The sequence below is a fragment of the Micromonospora sp. NBC_00330 genome (assembly GCF_036136635.1).
Lineage (GTDB): Bacteria > Actinomycetota > Actinomycetes > Mycobacteriales > Micromonosporaceae > Micromonospora > Micromonospora salmantinae.
In genome coordinates, this window is sequence record NZ_CP108012.1 from 5,555,095 (window position 1) to 5,570,269 (window position 15,175).

Genomic DNA, 15,175 nt, shown 5'->3' on the forward strand with positions numbered 1-15,175 from the left:
GCGCTCACTGGTACGACCTCCGCTCGTTCGGCGGCTGGATCTCCGCGCCCTTGTACTCGACGGGCACGCCGCCGAGCGGGTAGTCCTTGCGCTGCGGGTGGCCCTCCCAGTCGTCCGGCATGAGGATCCGGGTCAGGTTGGGGTGGCCGTCGAAGACGATGCCGAACATGTCGTACGCCTCGCGCTCCTGCCAGTCCGCCGTCGGGTAGATGGCGGTCACGCTGGGCAGGTGCGGGGCCTCGACGGAGACCGCGGCCTCCAGCCGGACCCGCCGCCGGTACGTCATCGAGGTGAGCAGGTAGACCACGTGCAGCCGGCGCTCGTCGGCGCCCAGGTAGTCCGCACCGGACACCGAGGAGCACAGCTCGAACCGCAGCGCCAGGTCGTCCCGCATCACCTGGCACACCTCGGCGATCCGCTCCGGGCGTACGTGCAGGGTCAGCTCACCCCGGTCGACGACGACCTTCTCGATCGCGTCGTTGAAGGCCGGGTACGCCTCCTCCAGCGCGTCGCGGACCTCGTCGAAGTAGCCCCCGTACGGTCGGGACGCCTCCTCGATGGGCTGGCGCTGGCGGACCAGGCCGCCGTAGCCGGACACGTCGCCGGTGCCCTGGTTGCCGAACATCCCGCGACCGGCCGGGCTGGCCGGCGGGAACTCGGCGGGGGCACCACTGGTGGCACCGGCCGGCACCACCGGCAGCGGTACGCCGCCGTCGTTTGGCTTGTCCGTGGGTGACGTCATTTCGGGCCTGCCTGCGGGTGGAGGTGGTTCTGAGCGTTCATCCAGTTCTCGATGCGCAGCTGCTCCTCGCGGCCCTCGCGGACCGCCCGGGTCCACTCGGCGCGCCGGGCCTTGTCGCTGCGGTACGAGGAGGGCATCGAGCCGTAGGGCACGATCGGGACGTCGCCGCGCTCCTGGCGGGCCGCGAGCATCTTGCGGCCGTTCGGGCCGAGCGGCTCATACATGATCTTCTCGCGGAGCTTGAGGATCGCGTCGATGAGCATCTCCGGCCGGGGCGGGCAGCCGGGCAGGTACATGTCGACAGGCACCACGTGGTCGACGCCCTGCACGATGGCGTAGTTGTTGAACATGCCGCCGCTGCTGGCGCAGACGCCCATGGAGAGCACCCAGCGCGGCTCGGCCATCTGGTCGTAGATCTGGCGCAGCACCGGGGCCATCTTCTGACTCACCCGGCCGGCCACGATCATCAGGTCGGCCTGCCGGGGCGACGCCCGGAAGACCTCCATGCCCCAGCGGCCCATGTCGTAGTGCGGACCACCGGCGGCCATCATCTCGATGGCGCAGCAGGCCAGGCCGAAGGTGGCGCCCCACACGGACGACTTCCGAGACCAGTTGACCAGCTTCTCCACCGAGGTGAGCAGGACGCCGGCGGGAAGCTTCTCCTCGATGCCCATCTGACGTTCCTTCCTCAGTCCCAGTCCAGGCCGCCGCGCCGCCACACGTAGGCGTACGCAACGAAGACCGCGACGATGAACAGGACCATCTCCACGAAGCCGAAGATCGGCAGAGCGTCGAACGAGACCGCCCAGGGGTAGAGGAAGATGATCTCGATGTCGAAGACGATGAAGAGCATCGCCGTCAGGTAGAACTTGATCGGGAACCGCCCGCCGCCGACCGGCTGCGGGCTGGGCTCGATGCCGCACTCGTAAGCCTCGAGTTTGGCCTTGTTGTAGCGACGGGGACCGGCGAAGCGGGCGGCGCCGACGGAAAACAGCGAGAACGCCGCGGCGAGGGCGAACAGCCCGATGATCGGTGCGTAAGGCGAGAGCGACATCGTTTTCTCCTGCTCGTCCTTCCCTGCCCTCGGTGCTTGACGAAAATCACACTATTCACGTCCCTCGCAGTGGCAGTCGGCGGGGGTCGATCTTTGTCGGCATCGGCGCCGTGACCAGCGCCGATGCCGTCCTACTTATACGGCTGGTGCGGCCTTCGTCATCGCGTTGATGACCCGATCCATCGCGTCCCCGCCGCGCGGGTCGGTCAGGTTGGCCAACAGCTTGAGCACGAAACGCATCAGCGTCGGGTGCGGCATGCCGTGTTTGGTGGCGATCCGCATGATCTCGGGGCGGCCGATCAGTTTCACGAAGATGCCGCCCAGCCGGTAGTAGCCGCCGAGCCGGGCCTTCAGCTCGTTCGGGTACGCCATCAGCGCGCGCTCGCGTTCCGGGCCGGCCGGCCGGGCGAGGGCCTGGACCATGGCCTCCGCGGCCAGTTCGCCGGACTCCATCGCGTACGCGATGCCCTCACCGTTGAACGGGTTGACCATGCCGCCCGAGTCGCCGACCAGCAGCACGCCCCGGGTGTAGTGGGGCACCCGGTTGAAGCCCATCGGCAGCGCGGCGCCGAGGATCGGGCCGTCGGCGTTGGTCTCGTCGGTCATCCCCCAGTCTTCCGGGGTGTTGGCGAGCCAGTCGGTGAGCAGCCGGCGGTAGTTGGTCTTGCCGAACGCCGAGGACGAGTTGAGCACGCCGAGCCCGACGTTGACCCGCCCGTCACCGAGGCCGAAGATCCAGCCGTACCCGGGCAGCAGGTTGTCGCCGCTGTCCTTGCTGCGCAGCTCCAGCCAGGACTCCAGGTAGTTGTCCTCGTGCTTGGCCGGCGAGCGGTAGTAGCGGCGGACGGCGACACCGATCGGCCGGTCCTCCCGCTTGGCCAGCCCGAGCGCGAGCGGGAACCGGCCGGAGACGCCGTCCGCCGCGACGACCAGCGGGGCGTGGAAGGTGGTGGGCTCCTTGCCCGGCCCGACCTCCGCCTCGACGCCGGTGACGCGGCCGTCGCCGTCGAGCACCGGGCCCAGCACGTTGACGCTGGTCCGCAGTTTCGCGCCGGCGGCCACCGCCCGCTGGGCCAGCAGGTCGTCGAAGTCCAGGCGCGTGCGCACCAGACCGTAGTTGGGGAAGCTGGCCAGCTCCGGCCAGTCCAGTTCGAGGCGCACCCCGCCGCCGATGACCCGCAGGCCGCGGTTGTGCAGCCAGCCCGCCTCGGGCGAGGTGTCCACACCCATCCGGATGAGCTGGCGCACCGCGCGCGGGGTCAACCCGTCGCCGCAGACCTTCTCCCGGGGGAACTCGGTCTTCTCCAACAACAGCACCCGTACGCCGTGCCGAGCCAGGTGGTACGCAGTCGCTGACCCACCGGGACCGGCGCCCACGACAATGACGTCGGCGTCGTGTTCCACCGCGGTCATTCGCGCCTCCTCCCGCACGCTCGTGAAATGCTTCACAAGCCAGACGGGACGAGTGTATGACCGGCGTCATACCAGCGCAGGATCAGGGGTACCTAACTCGCCGATGTGACAGCTCATCACCGTCCACAGCGGTCAGGTGTCAGGCCGGGCTGGAGGCGTCCAGGCCCGCGTCGACCCGAATTGTCTCCGGTAGATGCTCGCGGAGCGCCCCACCCGCCGCCCGGTCCAGTGCCGCCAACACCTCGGCGACCACCTGCCGGACCTCCACCGGGTCGGCCCCGGCCAACTCTCGCAACTGGGAGATGAGTTCGGCCGCGTCGTCGTCGGTGGCGGCCACCGGGTCCGCCGGGTCTGCTCCGGTCATGCGATCGAGCGTACCGGGCAAAGTGGACGAAGTCCGATATTTACGGAACCTGAATAATGTCCGTAGCGGTTGGCGCGGTCCGCCCGCTACTCGCGGATCCCCCGGTGCAGGGCCACCACGCCACCGGTCAGGTTGCGCCACGCCACGCGCCCCCACCCGGCCGCGGCCACCCGGCCGGCCAGCGCGGACTGCGCCGGCCAGGCCCGGACCGACTCGGCGAGATAGACGTACGCCTCGGGGTTGCTCGACACCGTGCGGGCCACCGCCGGCAGCGACCGCATCAGGTACGACAGGTAGACGGTCCGGAAGACCGGGTTGACCGGGGTGCTGAACTCGCAGACCACCAGCCGGCCGCCCGGCCGGGTCACCCGGGCCAGCTCACGCAGCGCGGCGTCGGTGTCGTTGACGTTGCGCAGCGCAAAGGAGATGGTCACCGCGTCGAAGCTGGCGTCGGCGAACGGCAACCGCAGCGCGTCTCCCGCCAGCAGCGGCACCTCGGGCCGGGCCCGCTTGCCCGTGTACAGCATGCCGAGCGACAGATCGACCCCGACCGCGTACGCCCCGGACTGGGCCAGCTCGCGCGTCGAGACGCCGGTGCCCGCGCCCACGTCCAGCACCCGCTCGCCCGGTCGCAGCCCGAGCGCCGCCCGCGTGGCCCGCCGCCAGGAGCGGTCCTGGCCCAGCGAGATCACCGTGTTGGTCAGGTCGTAACGCTCTGCCACGCCGTCGAACATCGCGGCGACCTCGTGCGGCTGCTTGTCCAGACTGGCGCGCTGGCCCTGCGGGGTACGGCTCACCCCCTCACTCTGCCAGCCGCCCGCCAACCGACGTTCGCTGGGTGGGCGGCACGCACCCCGTATGCGAAGGGGCGGGGTGGTCGCCCACCCCGCCCTCGCGTCGTGCCGGCGTCCGTGACACCACTGTCAGAACGCCTGTCGCCATCGCACCCGTCGCGGTCGCGCCTCGCGTGCGCGCCGCTGGTCAGGGCACCGGTGTCAGTCGGTCGACTTCTCGTCGGTCGGCGAGACCAGGACCACCTTGCGGCGACGGGTGAGCACCAGCAGCGCCCCACCCACCAGCAGGATGATCACGCCGATGCCGCCGATCAGGCCGACCTGCACACCGGTCACCGGCAGGCCGCCACCGCCCGAGCCACCACCGGCGGAGCCATCACCGGCACCCGGCGAGACGGTGGTGCCCGGCGTCGTCGTACCGCCGGGGATCGGCGTCGGAGTGGCCGTCGCGGTCGGCGTGACCGTCGCGGTCGGCGTCGCGGTCGGCGTCTCCGTCGCGGTCGGGGTCGGCGTGACCGTGGGCGTCTCCGTCGGAGTGACCGTCGGTGTCGGCGTGACCGTCGGCGTCCGGGTAGGCGTCGGGGTCGGGGTCTCCGTCGGGGTCGGGGTCGGCGTTTCGGTCGGGGTGACCGTCGGCGTCGGCGTAGGCGTCTCCGTCGGGGTGACCGTCGGCGTCGGCGTAGGCGTCTCCGTCGGCGTGACCGTCGGCGTCGGCGTAGGCGTCTCCGTCGGGGTCGGCGTCTCGGTCGGGGTGACCGTCGGCGTCGGCGTCGGCGTCTGCGTCGGGGTGACCGTCGGCGTCGGCGTCGGCGATCCCGTCGGGGTGGCCGTCGGCGTGGGCGTCGGCGTCGGGTCGACGGCCTGGTCGACGAAGACGTCGAAGATCGCCTGGTTGTCGCCCTCGTCGATCTCGGTGAAGGACTTCCGCTGGGCGGTGTTGGCCCGCCGCGGCTGCTCCTCGGGCTTGCCGGCCGCCGCGTCCAGGCCGTGCGCCACCAGCTCGCCGACCCGCAGCACCGGCTCGGTGACGTCAGTGCCGACGGTCACCTTGATGTCCGCGGTGTAGTAGTCACCGGGCCGGATCACCGCGCCGTCGTCCTGGCAGAGCGCCTGAGCGACGCCGAACGTCTGCGTGGTGCAGGTGTCCGGCAGGGTGTCGAAGGTGACGCCCGCCGGGAGGGTGAGCACGTAGGCGAGGCCGGTGGCCTTGCGGCTGCCGTCGTTGTAGACCGCCCAGTCGACCGGAACCGTCTCGCCCGGCCGCACCGGCCGAAGGTCGGGGTCGTCGCCGTTGACGCCGTTCACCACGACGTTCGCGTTGACGTCCTGCACCCAACTGGTCAGGTCGTACCCGGGCTCGGTGACGGTGATGTCGTGCTCGACCTTGTTGTCGTCCTCGTTGGGGTCCTCGGTGGCCGAGCGGATGGTGACCACGAGAGTGCCGGCGGCGCCCTTACCACCGGTGGAGAAGATCGGGATGCCGAAGTCCTCGCTGGTGCCGGCGGCCAGGTCGCCGAGGCGGCAGGTGAACTTCTTGCCGTTCACCCGGCAGCCGTCGGGCACCACTACCCGAACCTTGTTCGTCTTCAGCTTGCTGGTGTCCACCGTGTAACTGACACCCTTGGCGTCTTCCTTGCTCCGGGTGTTGTCGACGGAGAACTTGAACGGCTTGCTCTTGGCCTCCGTCACACCCTTGGCCAGGTTGTAGCTGAGCGGCACCAGGGCCAGATCGGCCTCCTCGGCCGCCAGCACCGGAGCGGCAACGGCGGCGATGCCGCCGGCCGCGAGCAGCGCCACGACACTGGCGCGCACCAGCGTCGAGCGGTGGAACGCTGTCATCAGTCCCCCGGGGGTAGGGAAGAAAGAATGGTTGCGGAACGAGCGGACGTTATCGGAGGCCGATCTTCCACGCCAGCAGGCGGAGCCGTTTTCGTCCGTCCGGTCCGAGCTGCGCAGACAGTACGGGCGGGATGGTCACCCATCCCGCCCGTACTGCCGTGCGTTATATGAACGACCCGCAGCGGGCCGATGGAGGACAGCGTCGTCCGTCGACGATGGCGACGAATATGAGCCGGGACGCTAGCGGCCGGCGATCATCTCCACCAGCCCTGCACCGGAGAGGCTGACGCTGCGGCGGCGGGGACCACCCGTACCGCCGGGGTGATCCGGCGGGAGCATGAGCGTCGATCAGCCGAACGGCCGGGTGTCGACGGTCAGCTGACGTCCACCAGGGGCAGGGACTTCCCCGCGCCACCGCCGGGCAGCGCGATCGAGGAGAAGTGCGAGACCACCCGCTCGTCGGTCGGGTCGTCGGCCGGCGTGTGGTGCACGGCGAGCCGGTTGTAGAGGGTGTCGCGCTGCGCGGGGATCCGGTCCGCCGAGCGGATCATGCCGATCAGCTCGTGCAGGTTGGAGCGGTGCCGGGCGCCGGCGGAGGAGATGACGTTCTCCTCCAGCATGATCGAGCCGAGGTCGTCCACGCCCATGTGCAGCGAGAGCTGCCCGACGTCCTTGCCGGTGGTCAACCAGGACGCCTGCAGGTGCGGCACGGTCTCGAAGAAGAGCCGGGCCACCGCGACCAGACGCAGGTATTCCAGCGTGGTCGCCTGGGTGCGGCCCTTGAGGTGGTTGTTCTCCGGCTGGTACGTCCACGGGATGAACGACCGGAAGCCGCGGGTGCGGTCCTGCACGTCACGGATCATGCGCAGGTGCTCGATGCGCTCGGCGTGCGTCTCGCCGGTGCCCATCATCATGGTGGCGGTCGACTCGATGCCCTGCCGGTGGGCCAGCTCCATGACCTCCAGCCAGCGCTCGCCCGACTCCTTGAGGGGGGCGATGGCCCTGCGGGGCCGCTCGGGCAGCATCTCCGCGCCGGCGCCGGCGATCGAGTCCAGGCCGGCGGTCTTGATCCGGGCGATGGCCTCGTCCAGGCTCACCCCGGAGACCTTGGCCATGTGCAGGATCTCGCTGGGGCCGATCGAGTGGATGACCAGCTGCGGGTACGCCTGCTTGACCGAGGAGAACAGCTCCTCGTAGTACTCCACGCCGTAGTCCGGGTGGTGCCCGCCCTGGAGCATCACCTGGGTGGCGCCCAGCTCGACCGCCTCGCCGCACCGGCGCAGGATCTCCTCGGTCGGGTGGGTCCACCCTTCCTTGTGCTTGGGCGCCCGGTAGAACGCGCAGAACTTGCACGCCGTCACGCAGACGTTCGTGTAGTTGATGTTGCGGTCGATCAGGTAGGTGACGACGTTGTCCGGGTAGCGTCGCCGACGCACCGCGTCCGCCGCCTCGCCCAACGCGTGGAAGGGCGCCTCGGTGTAGAGCAGCAGCGCCTCCTCGGGCGTGATCCGCCCGCCGTCCGCGCCGCGCTGCAGGATGTCGTCGATCTCCCGGCTCACCGTCACACCCCGAGCCTACGTCGGCCCACCCGACTCGACCGCCGGACCCCGGCGGGTGCGGCACGTCCCACAGCCGCCGTCAGCTCTCGCGTACCTCGACGTGTATGCCGTAGGTGTCCCGCAGCTCCGCCGCGAACTCCGGCCCCGCCCACGCCGGCAGGTACGCCTCCCACCACGGCCGCTCGGAGAGCCCCGGCATCGTTTGCTCGGAGAGCACCGCCCGGAACCGCTCGTCCGCCGCCTCGATCCGCTCCCGGACCCACCCCATCTGCGGAAAGCCGACCAACCGTTCGTCGGTCAGTACCCGCTCGATGGCTTCCCGGATGCTGAGGTCGGACCAGTACTCGTCGAGGTTGTCGTCGTAGCCCTCCTCGCAGAACTCGACGAGCTGCTCCCACCCCTCCACGTAGCCGGTCGGCAGTCGTCCCCCGGTGACCTCGGCGAACCGCTCGACGAACTCCCTGTCGTTCGGCGTCGTCACGCGTCGTAGTCGACGGTGAGTTTGTCGGTGGTCGGGCTGGACTGGCAGGTCAGCACGTAGCCGGCGGCCAGCTCGTCGGGCTCCAGCGCGTAGTTGCGGGCCATCGTGACAGCGCCGTCGACGACCTTCGCCTTGCAGGTCGAGCAGACGCCACCCTTGCAGGCGTACGGCAGCTCGCCGCGCACCTTCAACGCGGCGTCCAGCACCCGTTCCTCGCGACCCATCGTGAAGCTCGACGACCGGCCGTCCAGCACGATGGTCACCTCGGCCCCGACGCCCGCCTGGTCGACGGGTCGGCGCACCGGCTCCGGCGGCGTGTCGACGTGGAACAGCTCGGTGTGCACCGCCGACTCGGGCAGCCCGCGTGCGGTCAGCACGTCCCGAACGTCGACCACCATGCCGTACGGGCCGCAGAGGAACCACTCCTCGACCAGGTCGCCCGGCACGATGGTGCCCAGCAACCGGCCCAGCCGCTCGGCGTCGATCCGACCGGAGAGCAGCGGCGACTCGCCCTGCTCCCGGGAGAGGACGTGCACCAGGTGCAGCCGGGTGGGGTAGCGGTCCTTCAGGTCGGCCAACTCCTCGGCGAACATCACTGTGTTCGCCGTGCGGTTGCCGTACACCAGTGTGAAGGTGCTGGCCGGCTCGACGGCCAGGGCGGTCGCGACCAGCCCGAGCACCGGGGTGATGCCGGAGCCGGCGACGACAGCGCCGTAGTGCCGCACCCGGTCCGGCGCGAACGCCGTGGTGAAGGTGCCCAGCGGCGGCAGCACCTCGACGGTGTCGCCACCGCGCAGCGCCCCGCAGGCGAACGCCGAGAAGGCGCCGCCGGGGATCTCCCGCACCCCGATCCGCAACCGGCCGTGTCGGGCCAGGTCGTCGGGGGTGGAGCAGATCGAGTACGACCGGCGCACGTCGGTGCCGTCCTCGGCGGCTCGCCGCACCGTGAGGTGCTGACCGGCGCGGAACGCGAAGGTTTCCCGTAATTCCTCGGGTACGGCGAAGGTCACCGCCACGGAGTCGTCGGTGAGCCGGTCGACGGCGGCGACAGACAACGGGTGGAAGACCGGCCGGCGGCGAACCGGGCGGGTGATGGTGACAGTCACAGCGCCTTCAGGTGGTCGAAGGGTTCGGAGCAGGAACGGCACCGCCACAACGCCTTGCAGGCGGTGGAGCCGAACCGGCTGACCTGCTCGGTCTCCGGTGAGCCGCACTGCGGGCAGCGGACCGCGAGCGTCAGCGACACGACGCCGGCGGTGGGCACCGGGGCCGGCGGGGCGATCCCGGCGGCGGCGAGCTTGGCCCGCCCACCCTCGGAGATCCAGTCGGTGCTCCACGGTGGGCTGTAGACGGTCTGGACCTGCGCGTCCGGGTGGCCGGCGGCGGTGAGCGCGCGGCGGATGTCGGCCCGGATCACGTCCATCGCCGGGCAGCCGGTGTAGGTCGGGGTGATGGTGACGGTGACCCGGCCACTGGCCGGATCCTCCTCGACCGCCCGCAGGATGCCCAGCTCGTCGATGGTGATGACCCGGATCTCCGGGTCCACCACCGACGCGGCCGCGTCCCTGGGGTTCACCACTTCGCTCCGGGGTGGGCGCGGTGCAGCACCTGCATCTCGGCGAGCAGGTAGGCCAGGTGCTCGGTGTGCACACCGGCCCGCCCACCGGCCGGGGCCCAGGCGCTGTCCGGCCGGGTGAGCGTCGCCTCGGCCAGCACCGGGCCGACGACCTCGTCGAACGCCGGCCGCAGGGTAGCCGGGTCGACCGGCGCCGCCGGGTCCGCGGCGAACAACTCGTGGGTGTACGGCCACATCTGGTCGACGGCTGCCTGCATCCGCCGATGCGACTCCTCGGTGCCGTCACCGAGCCGCTTCACCCACAGCGCGCCGTGGTCCAGGTGGTACGCCGACTCCTTGCGCGCCTTCGCACCGATCGCGGTCAACCGCTCGTCCGCGCAGCCGGCCAGCGCCGTGTACAACGGCAGTTGGTACGCCGCCAGGAAGAACAGCTTCGCCATCGTCACCGCGAAGTCGTCGTTGGGCAGCTCGACCAGTAGCGCGTTGCGGAACTCGCGGTCGTCGCGCAGGTACGCCAGGGCGTCCTCGTCGCGGCCGGCGCCCTCCAGTTCGCCCGCGTACGACAGCAGCAGGCGCGCCGCGCCGAGCTGGTCGAGGGCGATGTTGGCCAGCGCGATGTCCTCTTCCATCTCCGGCGCGCGGGTGGTCCACTCGGCCAGCCGCTGGGCCGCGACCAACGCGTCGTCAGCGAGCGAGAGGGTGAAGTCGAAGGGGCCGTTCACAGGTGGGCCACCCCGTCCGGCACCTCGTAGAAGGTGGGATGGCGGTAGACCTTGTCGGCGGCCGGGTCGAAGAAGGAGTCCTTCTCGTCCGGGCTGGACGCGGTGATCGCGCCGGCCGGCACCACCCAGATCGACACGCCCTCCTGGCGGCGGGTGTAGAGGTCGCGGGCGTTGCGCAGGGCAAGCTCGGCGTCGGGGGCGTGCAGGCTGCCGACGTGCGTGTGCGACAGCCCGCGCCGGGCCCGCACGAAGACCTCCCAGAGCGGGGTGTGTTGCGTCATGCTGCGACCGTCTCCTTCTGTCCCGCCCGCTTCGCGGCGTATGCCGCGGCGGCCTCGCGTACCCAGCTGCCGTCGGCGTGCGCGGCCCGGCGGTGGGCCATCCGCTCCCGGTTGCACGGCCCGTCGCCGGAGATCACCTGCATCAGCTCGTCGTAGTCCGGCTGGGTGTAGTCGTACGCCTGCCGCTCGTCGTTCCAGCGCAGGTCCGCGTCGGGGATGCGCAGCCCGAGGATCTCGGCCTGCTGGACGCACATGTCGACGAAGCGTTGGCGCAGATCGTCGTTCGAGAAGCGCTTGATCTTCCAGGCCATCGACTGGGCGGAGTGCGTGGAGTCGCCGTCCGGCGGGCCGAACATGGCCAGCGACGGGTACCACCAACGGTCCACCGCGTCCTGGGCCATCGCCTGCTGCGCGGGGGTGCCGTGCGCCAGGGTGTGCAGGATCTCGTAGCCCTGCCGCTGGTGGAACGACTCCTCCTTGCAGACCCGGATCATCGCGCGGGCGTACGGGCCGTACGAGCAGCGGCAGAGCGGGACCTGGTTGACGATCGCCGCGCCGTCCACCAGCCACCCGATGGCGCCCACGTCGGCCCAGCTCAGAGTGGGGTAGTTGAAGATCGAGCTGTACTTCTGGCGGCCGTCGAGCAGCAGTTGGACCAGCTCGTCGCGGCTGATGCCGAGGGTCTCGGCGGCGGCGTAGAGGTAGAGGCCGTGACCCGCCTCGTCCTGCACCTTGGCCAGCAGGATCGCCTTGCGCTTGAGCGACGGCGCCCGGCTGATCCAGTTGCCCTCCGGCTGCATGCCGATGATCTCGGAGTGGGCGTGTTGGGCGATCTGCCGGATCAGCGTCCGCCGGTACGCGTCGGGCATCCAGTCGCGGGGTTCGATCTTCTGCTCGGCGTCGACCACCTCGGCGAAGTACGCCGCCAGGTCCTCGTCCGGCGCGGGCGCGCCGCGCCGCCCGCGCGCCGCCGCTGCCCGCAGCTCGGCCTCGGCGGCCTCGACCTCGCCCAGCAGGCCGCCGGGCGCCTCGTCGGTGGCGCCGTCCGGGGCGGAGAAGTCGTTGCCATACATGACGCTAAGTGTTACAGCTTGCGCCACGTTGCACCAGGGGGTGTAACAGGAATCCGCGCATCCCATCTGTGAGCGGATGAGCGCTTTGCGCTACTTGGACGCCGCCATCTCGCCGTGACCTAGGCCACGAAACAAAGGTGAATCCCTGCAAAAACCTCATACCGGCCCCATATCCCGCCTTTATCGCAGGATGCCTAGTGTCGAACCCTGGCGGTCTGCCGGTCCGGACGTAGACTTCTGCCGGACAACCGATCGGCTGCCGACATCGACATCTCCACAGAGGCCACCTCCCCCGGCCTCGGCGATCGCACCCGATTCGTCCCGACGACAAGCCGGTCCCCCCGGCCCTGACACCTGGAGTTCACCCACTCATGCGATCTCGCGTGACCCTGGTGCTCGCCATCACGGCGGTCGTGCTCGGCGGCGTCCTACTGGTCCCCACCGCGTACGCCCGGCTCGCCAGCGACGACAGCGGCGGAGGCGGCGGAGGCGGTACGTCGAGCGTCGCCGCGCCCGCGCCCACCCCACCACCGCCGCCCACCCTGGCCGCCGGCCCGGTGTCGGTGAGCTTCAAGGGTGAGTTCTTCTCGTGGGCTCTGCTGGACCGGAAGACGGGCAAGATCTCCGGGTCGCCGAACATGACAGCGACCAGCTCCACCGAATCGATGATCAAGGCGTGGATCGTCTCCGACTACCTGCGGCAGCTCGGCGACAAGGAGCCGCCCGCAGCGATGAAGGAGCTGGCTCGACTCGCCATCGTCGACAGCAACGACGGAGCGGCCAACAAGGTCCACGCCGCTGCGGGTGGCTCCTACAAGCCCTCGTCGAGCAGCATTCCCGACGCGGTGATCCAACGAGCGATCAAGATCTGCGGGCTGACCGACACCAAGCGTGGCAACGTCAAGCCGTACACCGGCTACTGGAGCTTCACCCGGATGTCCCCCCGCGACGCGGCCCGGGTCGGTGACTGCATCGCCGACGGTAAGGCCGCCGGCCCGAAGTGGACCAAGTGGGTGTTGGACCAGATGAGCAAGGTCAAGGGCACCACCGCGGCCAAGGACCAGCGGGTCTCGTCCGGTGGTGGCCGCTGGGGAATCATCGACGGTCTACCCAAGTCGATCACCGCTCAGGGGCCGGTCAGCATCAAGAACGGATGGACCCCCATCTACAGCGACGGCAACTGGCACGTCAACTGCCTCGCCGTCACCAGCAAGTGGAGTCTCGCGGTGATGCTGCGCTACCCGATCAGGACCGGTCTGGACTACGGCGCGAAGGTCTGCGCCAGTGTGGCCACCCAACTGGTCACCCCGCAGCCGGGCGCCGCGCTCAAGGTGCCGCAGCAGCCGGTCGGGAAGCTCTGATGGCCGGCAACCGTCGGGTCGACCGGCGCAACGGCGGCGAGGCATCCCCGGTTCGGCTGATCGCCGTCGCGGTCATCCTCATCGGGCTGGTCCTGGTGTCGCTGCGGCTGCTGCCCGGCTCGCCGTTCGAGTCGTCCGCCGCAGCGAAGTGGGGCGACGCGGGCTCCAGCACCAGCGACCGCCCCACCGGCTCCGGCACCGACCGCAGCGCCCGCCAGCCGTCCTCGCCGTCACCGAAGCCCAGCCCGTCGCTGGAGCCGCTGCCCTTCGTGGCCAAGGACCTCGATCTGAACATCGAGGGCTGGTACTCCTGGAGCGTCCTCGACCGCCGAACCGGAAAGATCATCGGTTCGAAGAACATGGGCGAGACCAGCACGACCGCCTCGATGATCAAGGCCTGGATCGTCGCCGACTACCTGCGTCGCGCTGCCGACGCCGGCCAGACCCCGAGCGACGCGAAGCTCGCCGACGCGACGCGGATCATCCGGGACAGCGACAACACCCGGGCCGAACAGTTCTACAACCAGGTCGACCGGGACGCCTCGATCAAGCGGCTCATCTCCATGTGCAAACTGACCGACAGCAGCGTCGCCCCCGATGGCGGCTGGAGCCGGACGGCGCTCTCCCCCCGGGACACCGCCCGGATGGGAAACTGCATCGTCACGGGCACCGCCGCCGGGCCGAAGTGGACCAAGTGGCTGCTCAACGAGATGAAACTGGTTCGCGGCGCCGGCGACTTCGGCATCCGCAAGGCATTCCCGGCGGCCGAGCAGAAGAAGATCGCCATCAAGAACGGGTGGATCGACCGGACCAAGGAGCAGGAGATGCACATCAACTGCCTGGCCATCGGTGACACCTGGACGATGGGCGTGATGGTCAAGTACCCGATCAACATGGGCTACGACTACGGCATGAAGAACTGCGAGAAGATCACCGAGGCGCTGCTCCGCCCCGGCACCTGATCCCCGCAGGCTGACCGCCCGGCGCTTCGCCGGCCCGGCTGGCTTCGCCGGCCCGGCTGGCAGCGGTCAGCCGGCGAAGAACTCCGGACCGCCGTCCGGCAGCGCCGGAGCCTCGCCGATCGCCGCCGCCCGCCGGGCCCACTCGCGCAGCCCCGCGACCTGCCGGTCGCCAAGGGAGAAGTCGAGGGTCCGGAAGTACGTGGTCAGCGTCTCCGCGTCGAAGGTCTCCCAGCGGGCAGCCGCCTCGGCGACCTGGTCCAACTCCGCCAGGCAGAGGTCCCGCGAGCGCAGGAAAGCCTCGTGCACCTCCTTCACCAGGCCCGGGTGGGCGGCGGCGAAGTCGCGGCGGACCGCCCAGACGGCGAAGACCATCGGCAGCCCGGTCCACTCCCGCCACGCCTGCCCGAGGTCGGTGACAGTGAGGCCCTTCCGCGGTGCCTCGTAGTACGCCCGCAGCGCCACGTCCCCGATCAGCACGGCGGCGTCGGCCTCCAGCAGCATCTGGGTCAGGTCCGGCGGGCAGCGGAAGTACTCGGGCCGCACGTTGTACTGCTCGGCCAGCAGAAGCTGAGCCAGCATGACGCCGGTCCGCGAGGTCGAGCCGAGCGCCACCCGGGCGCCGTCCAGCTCGGCGAGCGGCCGGGTGGAGACCATGTTGACCGAGAGCACCGGCCCGTCGCTGCCCACCGCCAGGTCCGGCAGGAGTAGCAGCTCGTCGGCGTGCTTCAGATACTCCAACAGCGTGATCGGGCCGATGTCGAGGTCGCCGGCGACCAGCGCCGCGCTCAACCGGTCCGGCGAGTCCTTGTGCAGGTCGACGTCGAGCAGGGCACCGGAGCGCATCAGACCCCAGTAGATGGGCAGGCAGTTCAGGAACTGGATGTGCCCGACCCGCGGGCGTGCGATGCGCTCAGCCATGGCCCGACCGTATCCCCGGCGGCTGGCTCCGGCTCA

The 15,175-nt window shown here is 70.3% G+C and carries 16 protein-coding genes and 1 pseudogene; 2 read left to right on the forward strand and 15 right to left on the reverse strand.

The features are described 5' to 3' along the window. Window positions 1–4: 4 nt before the first annotated feature. From OG598_RS25185 to paaA, 14 genes and pseudogenes are all read right to left on the reverse strand, one after another. Window positions 5–742 (reverse strand): NADH-quinone oxidoreductase subunit C, encoded by a 738-nt coding sequence (locus OG598_RS25185; RefSeq protein WP_112620361.1) that lies wholly within the window; start codon window positions 740–742, stop codon window positions 5–7. Next, complete coding sequence (locus OG598_RS25190; protein WP_124821345.1) at window positions 739–1,416, reverse strand: NuoB/complex I 20 kDa subunit family protein; 678 nt, start codon at window positions 1,414–1,416, stop codon at window positions 739–741. The genes OG598_RS25185 and OG598_RS25190 overlap by 4 nt, the downstream gene beginning before the upstream one ends. Window positions 1,417–1,430: 14 nt before the next feature. After that, the gene (locus tag OG598_RS25195; protein WP_007454588.1) at window positions 1,431–1,796 is read right to left on the reverse strand and encodes an NADH-quinone oxidoreductase subunit A; all 366 of its coding nucleotides are present in this window, start codon (window positions 1,794–1,796) and stop codon (window positions 1,431–1,433) included. A 135-nt stretch (window positions 1,797–1,931) separates the two neighbouring features. Further along, complete coding sequence (locus OG598_RS25200) at window positions 1,932–3,209, reverse strand: geranylgeranyl reductase family protein (protein WP_328651356.1); 1,278 nt, start codon at window positions 3,207–3,209, stop codon at window positions 1,932–1,934. A gap of 139 nt (window positions 3,210–3,348) precedes the next feature. After that, complete coding sequence (locus tag OG598_RS25205; protein WP_091395588.1) at window positions 3,349–3,573, reverse strand: hypothetical protein; 225 nt, start codon at window positions 3,571–3,573, stop codon at window positions 3,349–3,351. Window positions 3,574–3,659: 86 nt separating this feature from the next. Continuing rightward, window positions 3,660–4,370 (reverse strand): demethylmenaquinone methyltransferase, encoded by a 711-nt coding sequence (locus OG598_RS25210; protein ID WP_328651357.1) that lies wholly within the window; start codon window positions 4,368–4,370, stop codon window positions 3,660–3,662. 780 nt (window positions 4,371–5,150) lie between these two features. Continuing rightward, window positions 5,151–6,206, reverse strand: a pseudogene (locus OG598_RS33580) (cell wall anchor protein); the annotation flags it as partial. Between the two features lie 374 nt (window positions 6,207–6,580). Next, the gene (mqnC, locus tag OG598_RS25220) at window positions 6,581–7,771 is read right to left on the reverse strand and encodes a cyclic dehypoxanthinyl futalosine synthase (protein WP_328651359.1); all 1,191 of its coding nucleotides are present in this window, start codon (window positions 7,769–7,771) and stop codon (window positions 6,581–6,583) included. Between the two features lie 73 nt (window positions 7,772–7,844). Then, a complete protein-coding gene (locus tag OG598_RS25225; protein WP_328651360.1) occupies window positions 7,845–8,246 on the reverse strand; it encodes a hypothetical protein in 402 nt (133 codons plus the stop codon). Continuing rightward, on the reverse strand, window positions 8,243–9,352 hold the full coding sequence (paaE, locus tag OG598_RS25230) for a 1,2-phenylacetyl-CoA epoxidase subunit PaaE (protein WP_328651361.1): 1,110 nt from the start codon (window positions 9,350–9,352) through the stop codon (window positions 8,243–8,245). The genes OG598_RS25225 and paaE overlap by 4 nt, the downstream gene beginning before the upstream one ends. Next, window positions 9,349–9,825 carry a 1,2-phenylacetyl-CoA epoxidase subunit PaaD gene (gene paaD / locus OG598_RS25235; RefSeq protein WP_328651362.1) on the reverse strand — a complete coding sequence of 159 codons (477 nt, stop codon included), beginning with the start codon at window positions 9,823–9,825 and terminating at the stop codon, window positions 9,349–9,351. Before paaD ends, paaE begins: the two co-directional genes overlap by 4 nt. After that, a complete protein-coding gene (paaC, locus tag OG598_RS25240; protein WP_328651363.1) occupies window positions 9,819–10,544 on the reverse strand; it encodes a 1,2-phenylacetyl-CoA epoxidase subunit PaaC in 726 nt (241 codons plus the stop codon). The genes paaD and paaC overlap by 7 nt, the downstream gene beginning before the upstream one ends. After that, window positions 10,541–10,825 (reverse strand): 1,2-phenylacetyl-CoA epoxidase subunit PaaB, encoded by a 285-nt coding sequence (paaB, locus tag OG598_RS25245; protein WP_328651364.1) that lies wholly within the window; start codon window positions 10,823–10,825, stop codon window positions 10,541–10,543. The genes paaC and paaB overlap by 4 nt, the downstream gene beginning before the upstream one ends. Beyond that, a complete protein-coding gene (gene paaA, locus OG598_RS25250) occupies window positions 10,822–11,898 on the reverse strand; it encodes a 1,2-phenylacetyl-CoA epoxidase subunit PaaA (RefSeq protein WP_328651365.1) in 1,077 nt (358 codons plus the stop codon). Before paaA ends, paaB begins: the two co-directional genes overlap by 4 nt. A gap of 371 nt (window positions 11,899–12,269) precedes the next feature. Here paaA and OG598_RS25255 point away from each other — a divergent pair, with 371 nt between their 5' ends. Both OG598_RS25255 and OG598_RS25260 read left to right on the forward strand, forming a co-directional pair. Then, window positions 12,270–13,259: a hypothetical protein gene (locus tag OG598_RS25255; protein WP_328651366.1), complete on the forward strand. Its 990-nt coding sequence runs from the start codon at window positions 12,270–12,272 to the stop codon at window positions 13,257–13,259. Then, on the forward strand, window positions 13,259–14,221 hold the full coding sequence (locus tag OG598_RS25260; RefSeq protein ID WP_328651367.1) for a hypothetical protein: 963 nt from the start codon (window positions 13,259–13,261) through the stop codon (window positions 14,219–14,221). Before OG598_RS25255 ends, OG598_RS25260 begins: the two co-directional genes overlap by 1 nt. Before the next feature lie 66 nt (window positions 14,222–14,287). Here OG598_RS25260 and OG598_RS25265 read toward each other — a convergent pair whose 3' ends face one another. Beyond that, the gene (locus tag OG598_RS25265) at window positions 14,288–15,139 is read right to left on the reverse strand and encodes a menaquinone biosynthetic enzyme MqnA/MqnD family protein (RefSeq protein WP_328651368.1); all 852 of its coding nucleotides are present in this window, start codon (window positions 15,137–15,139) and stop codon (window positions 14,288–14,290) included. Window positions 15,140–15,175: the final 36 nt, after the last annotated feature.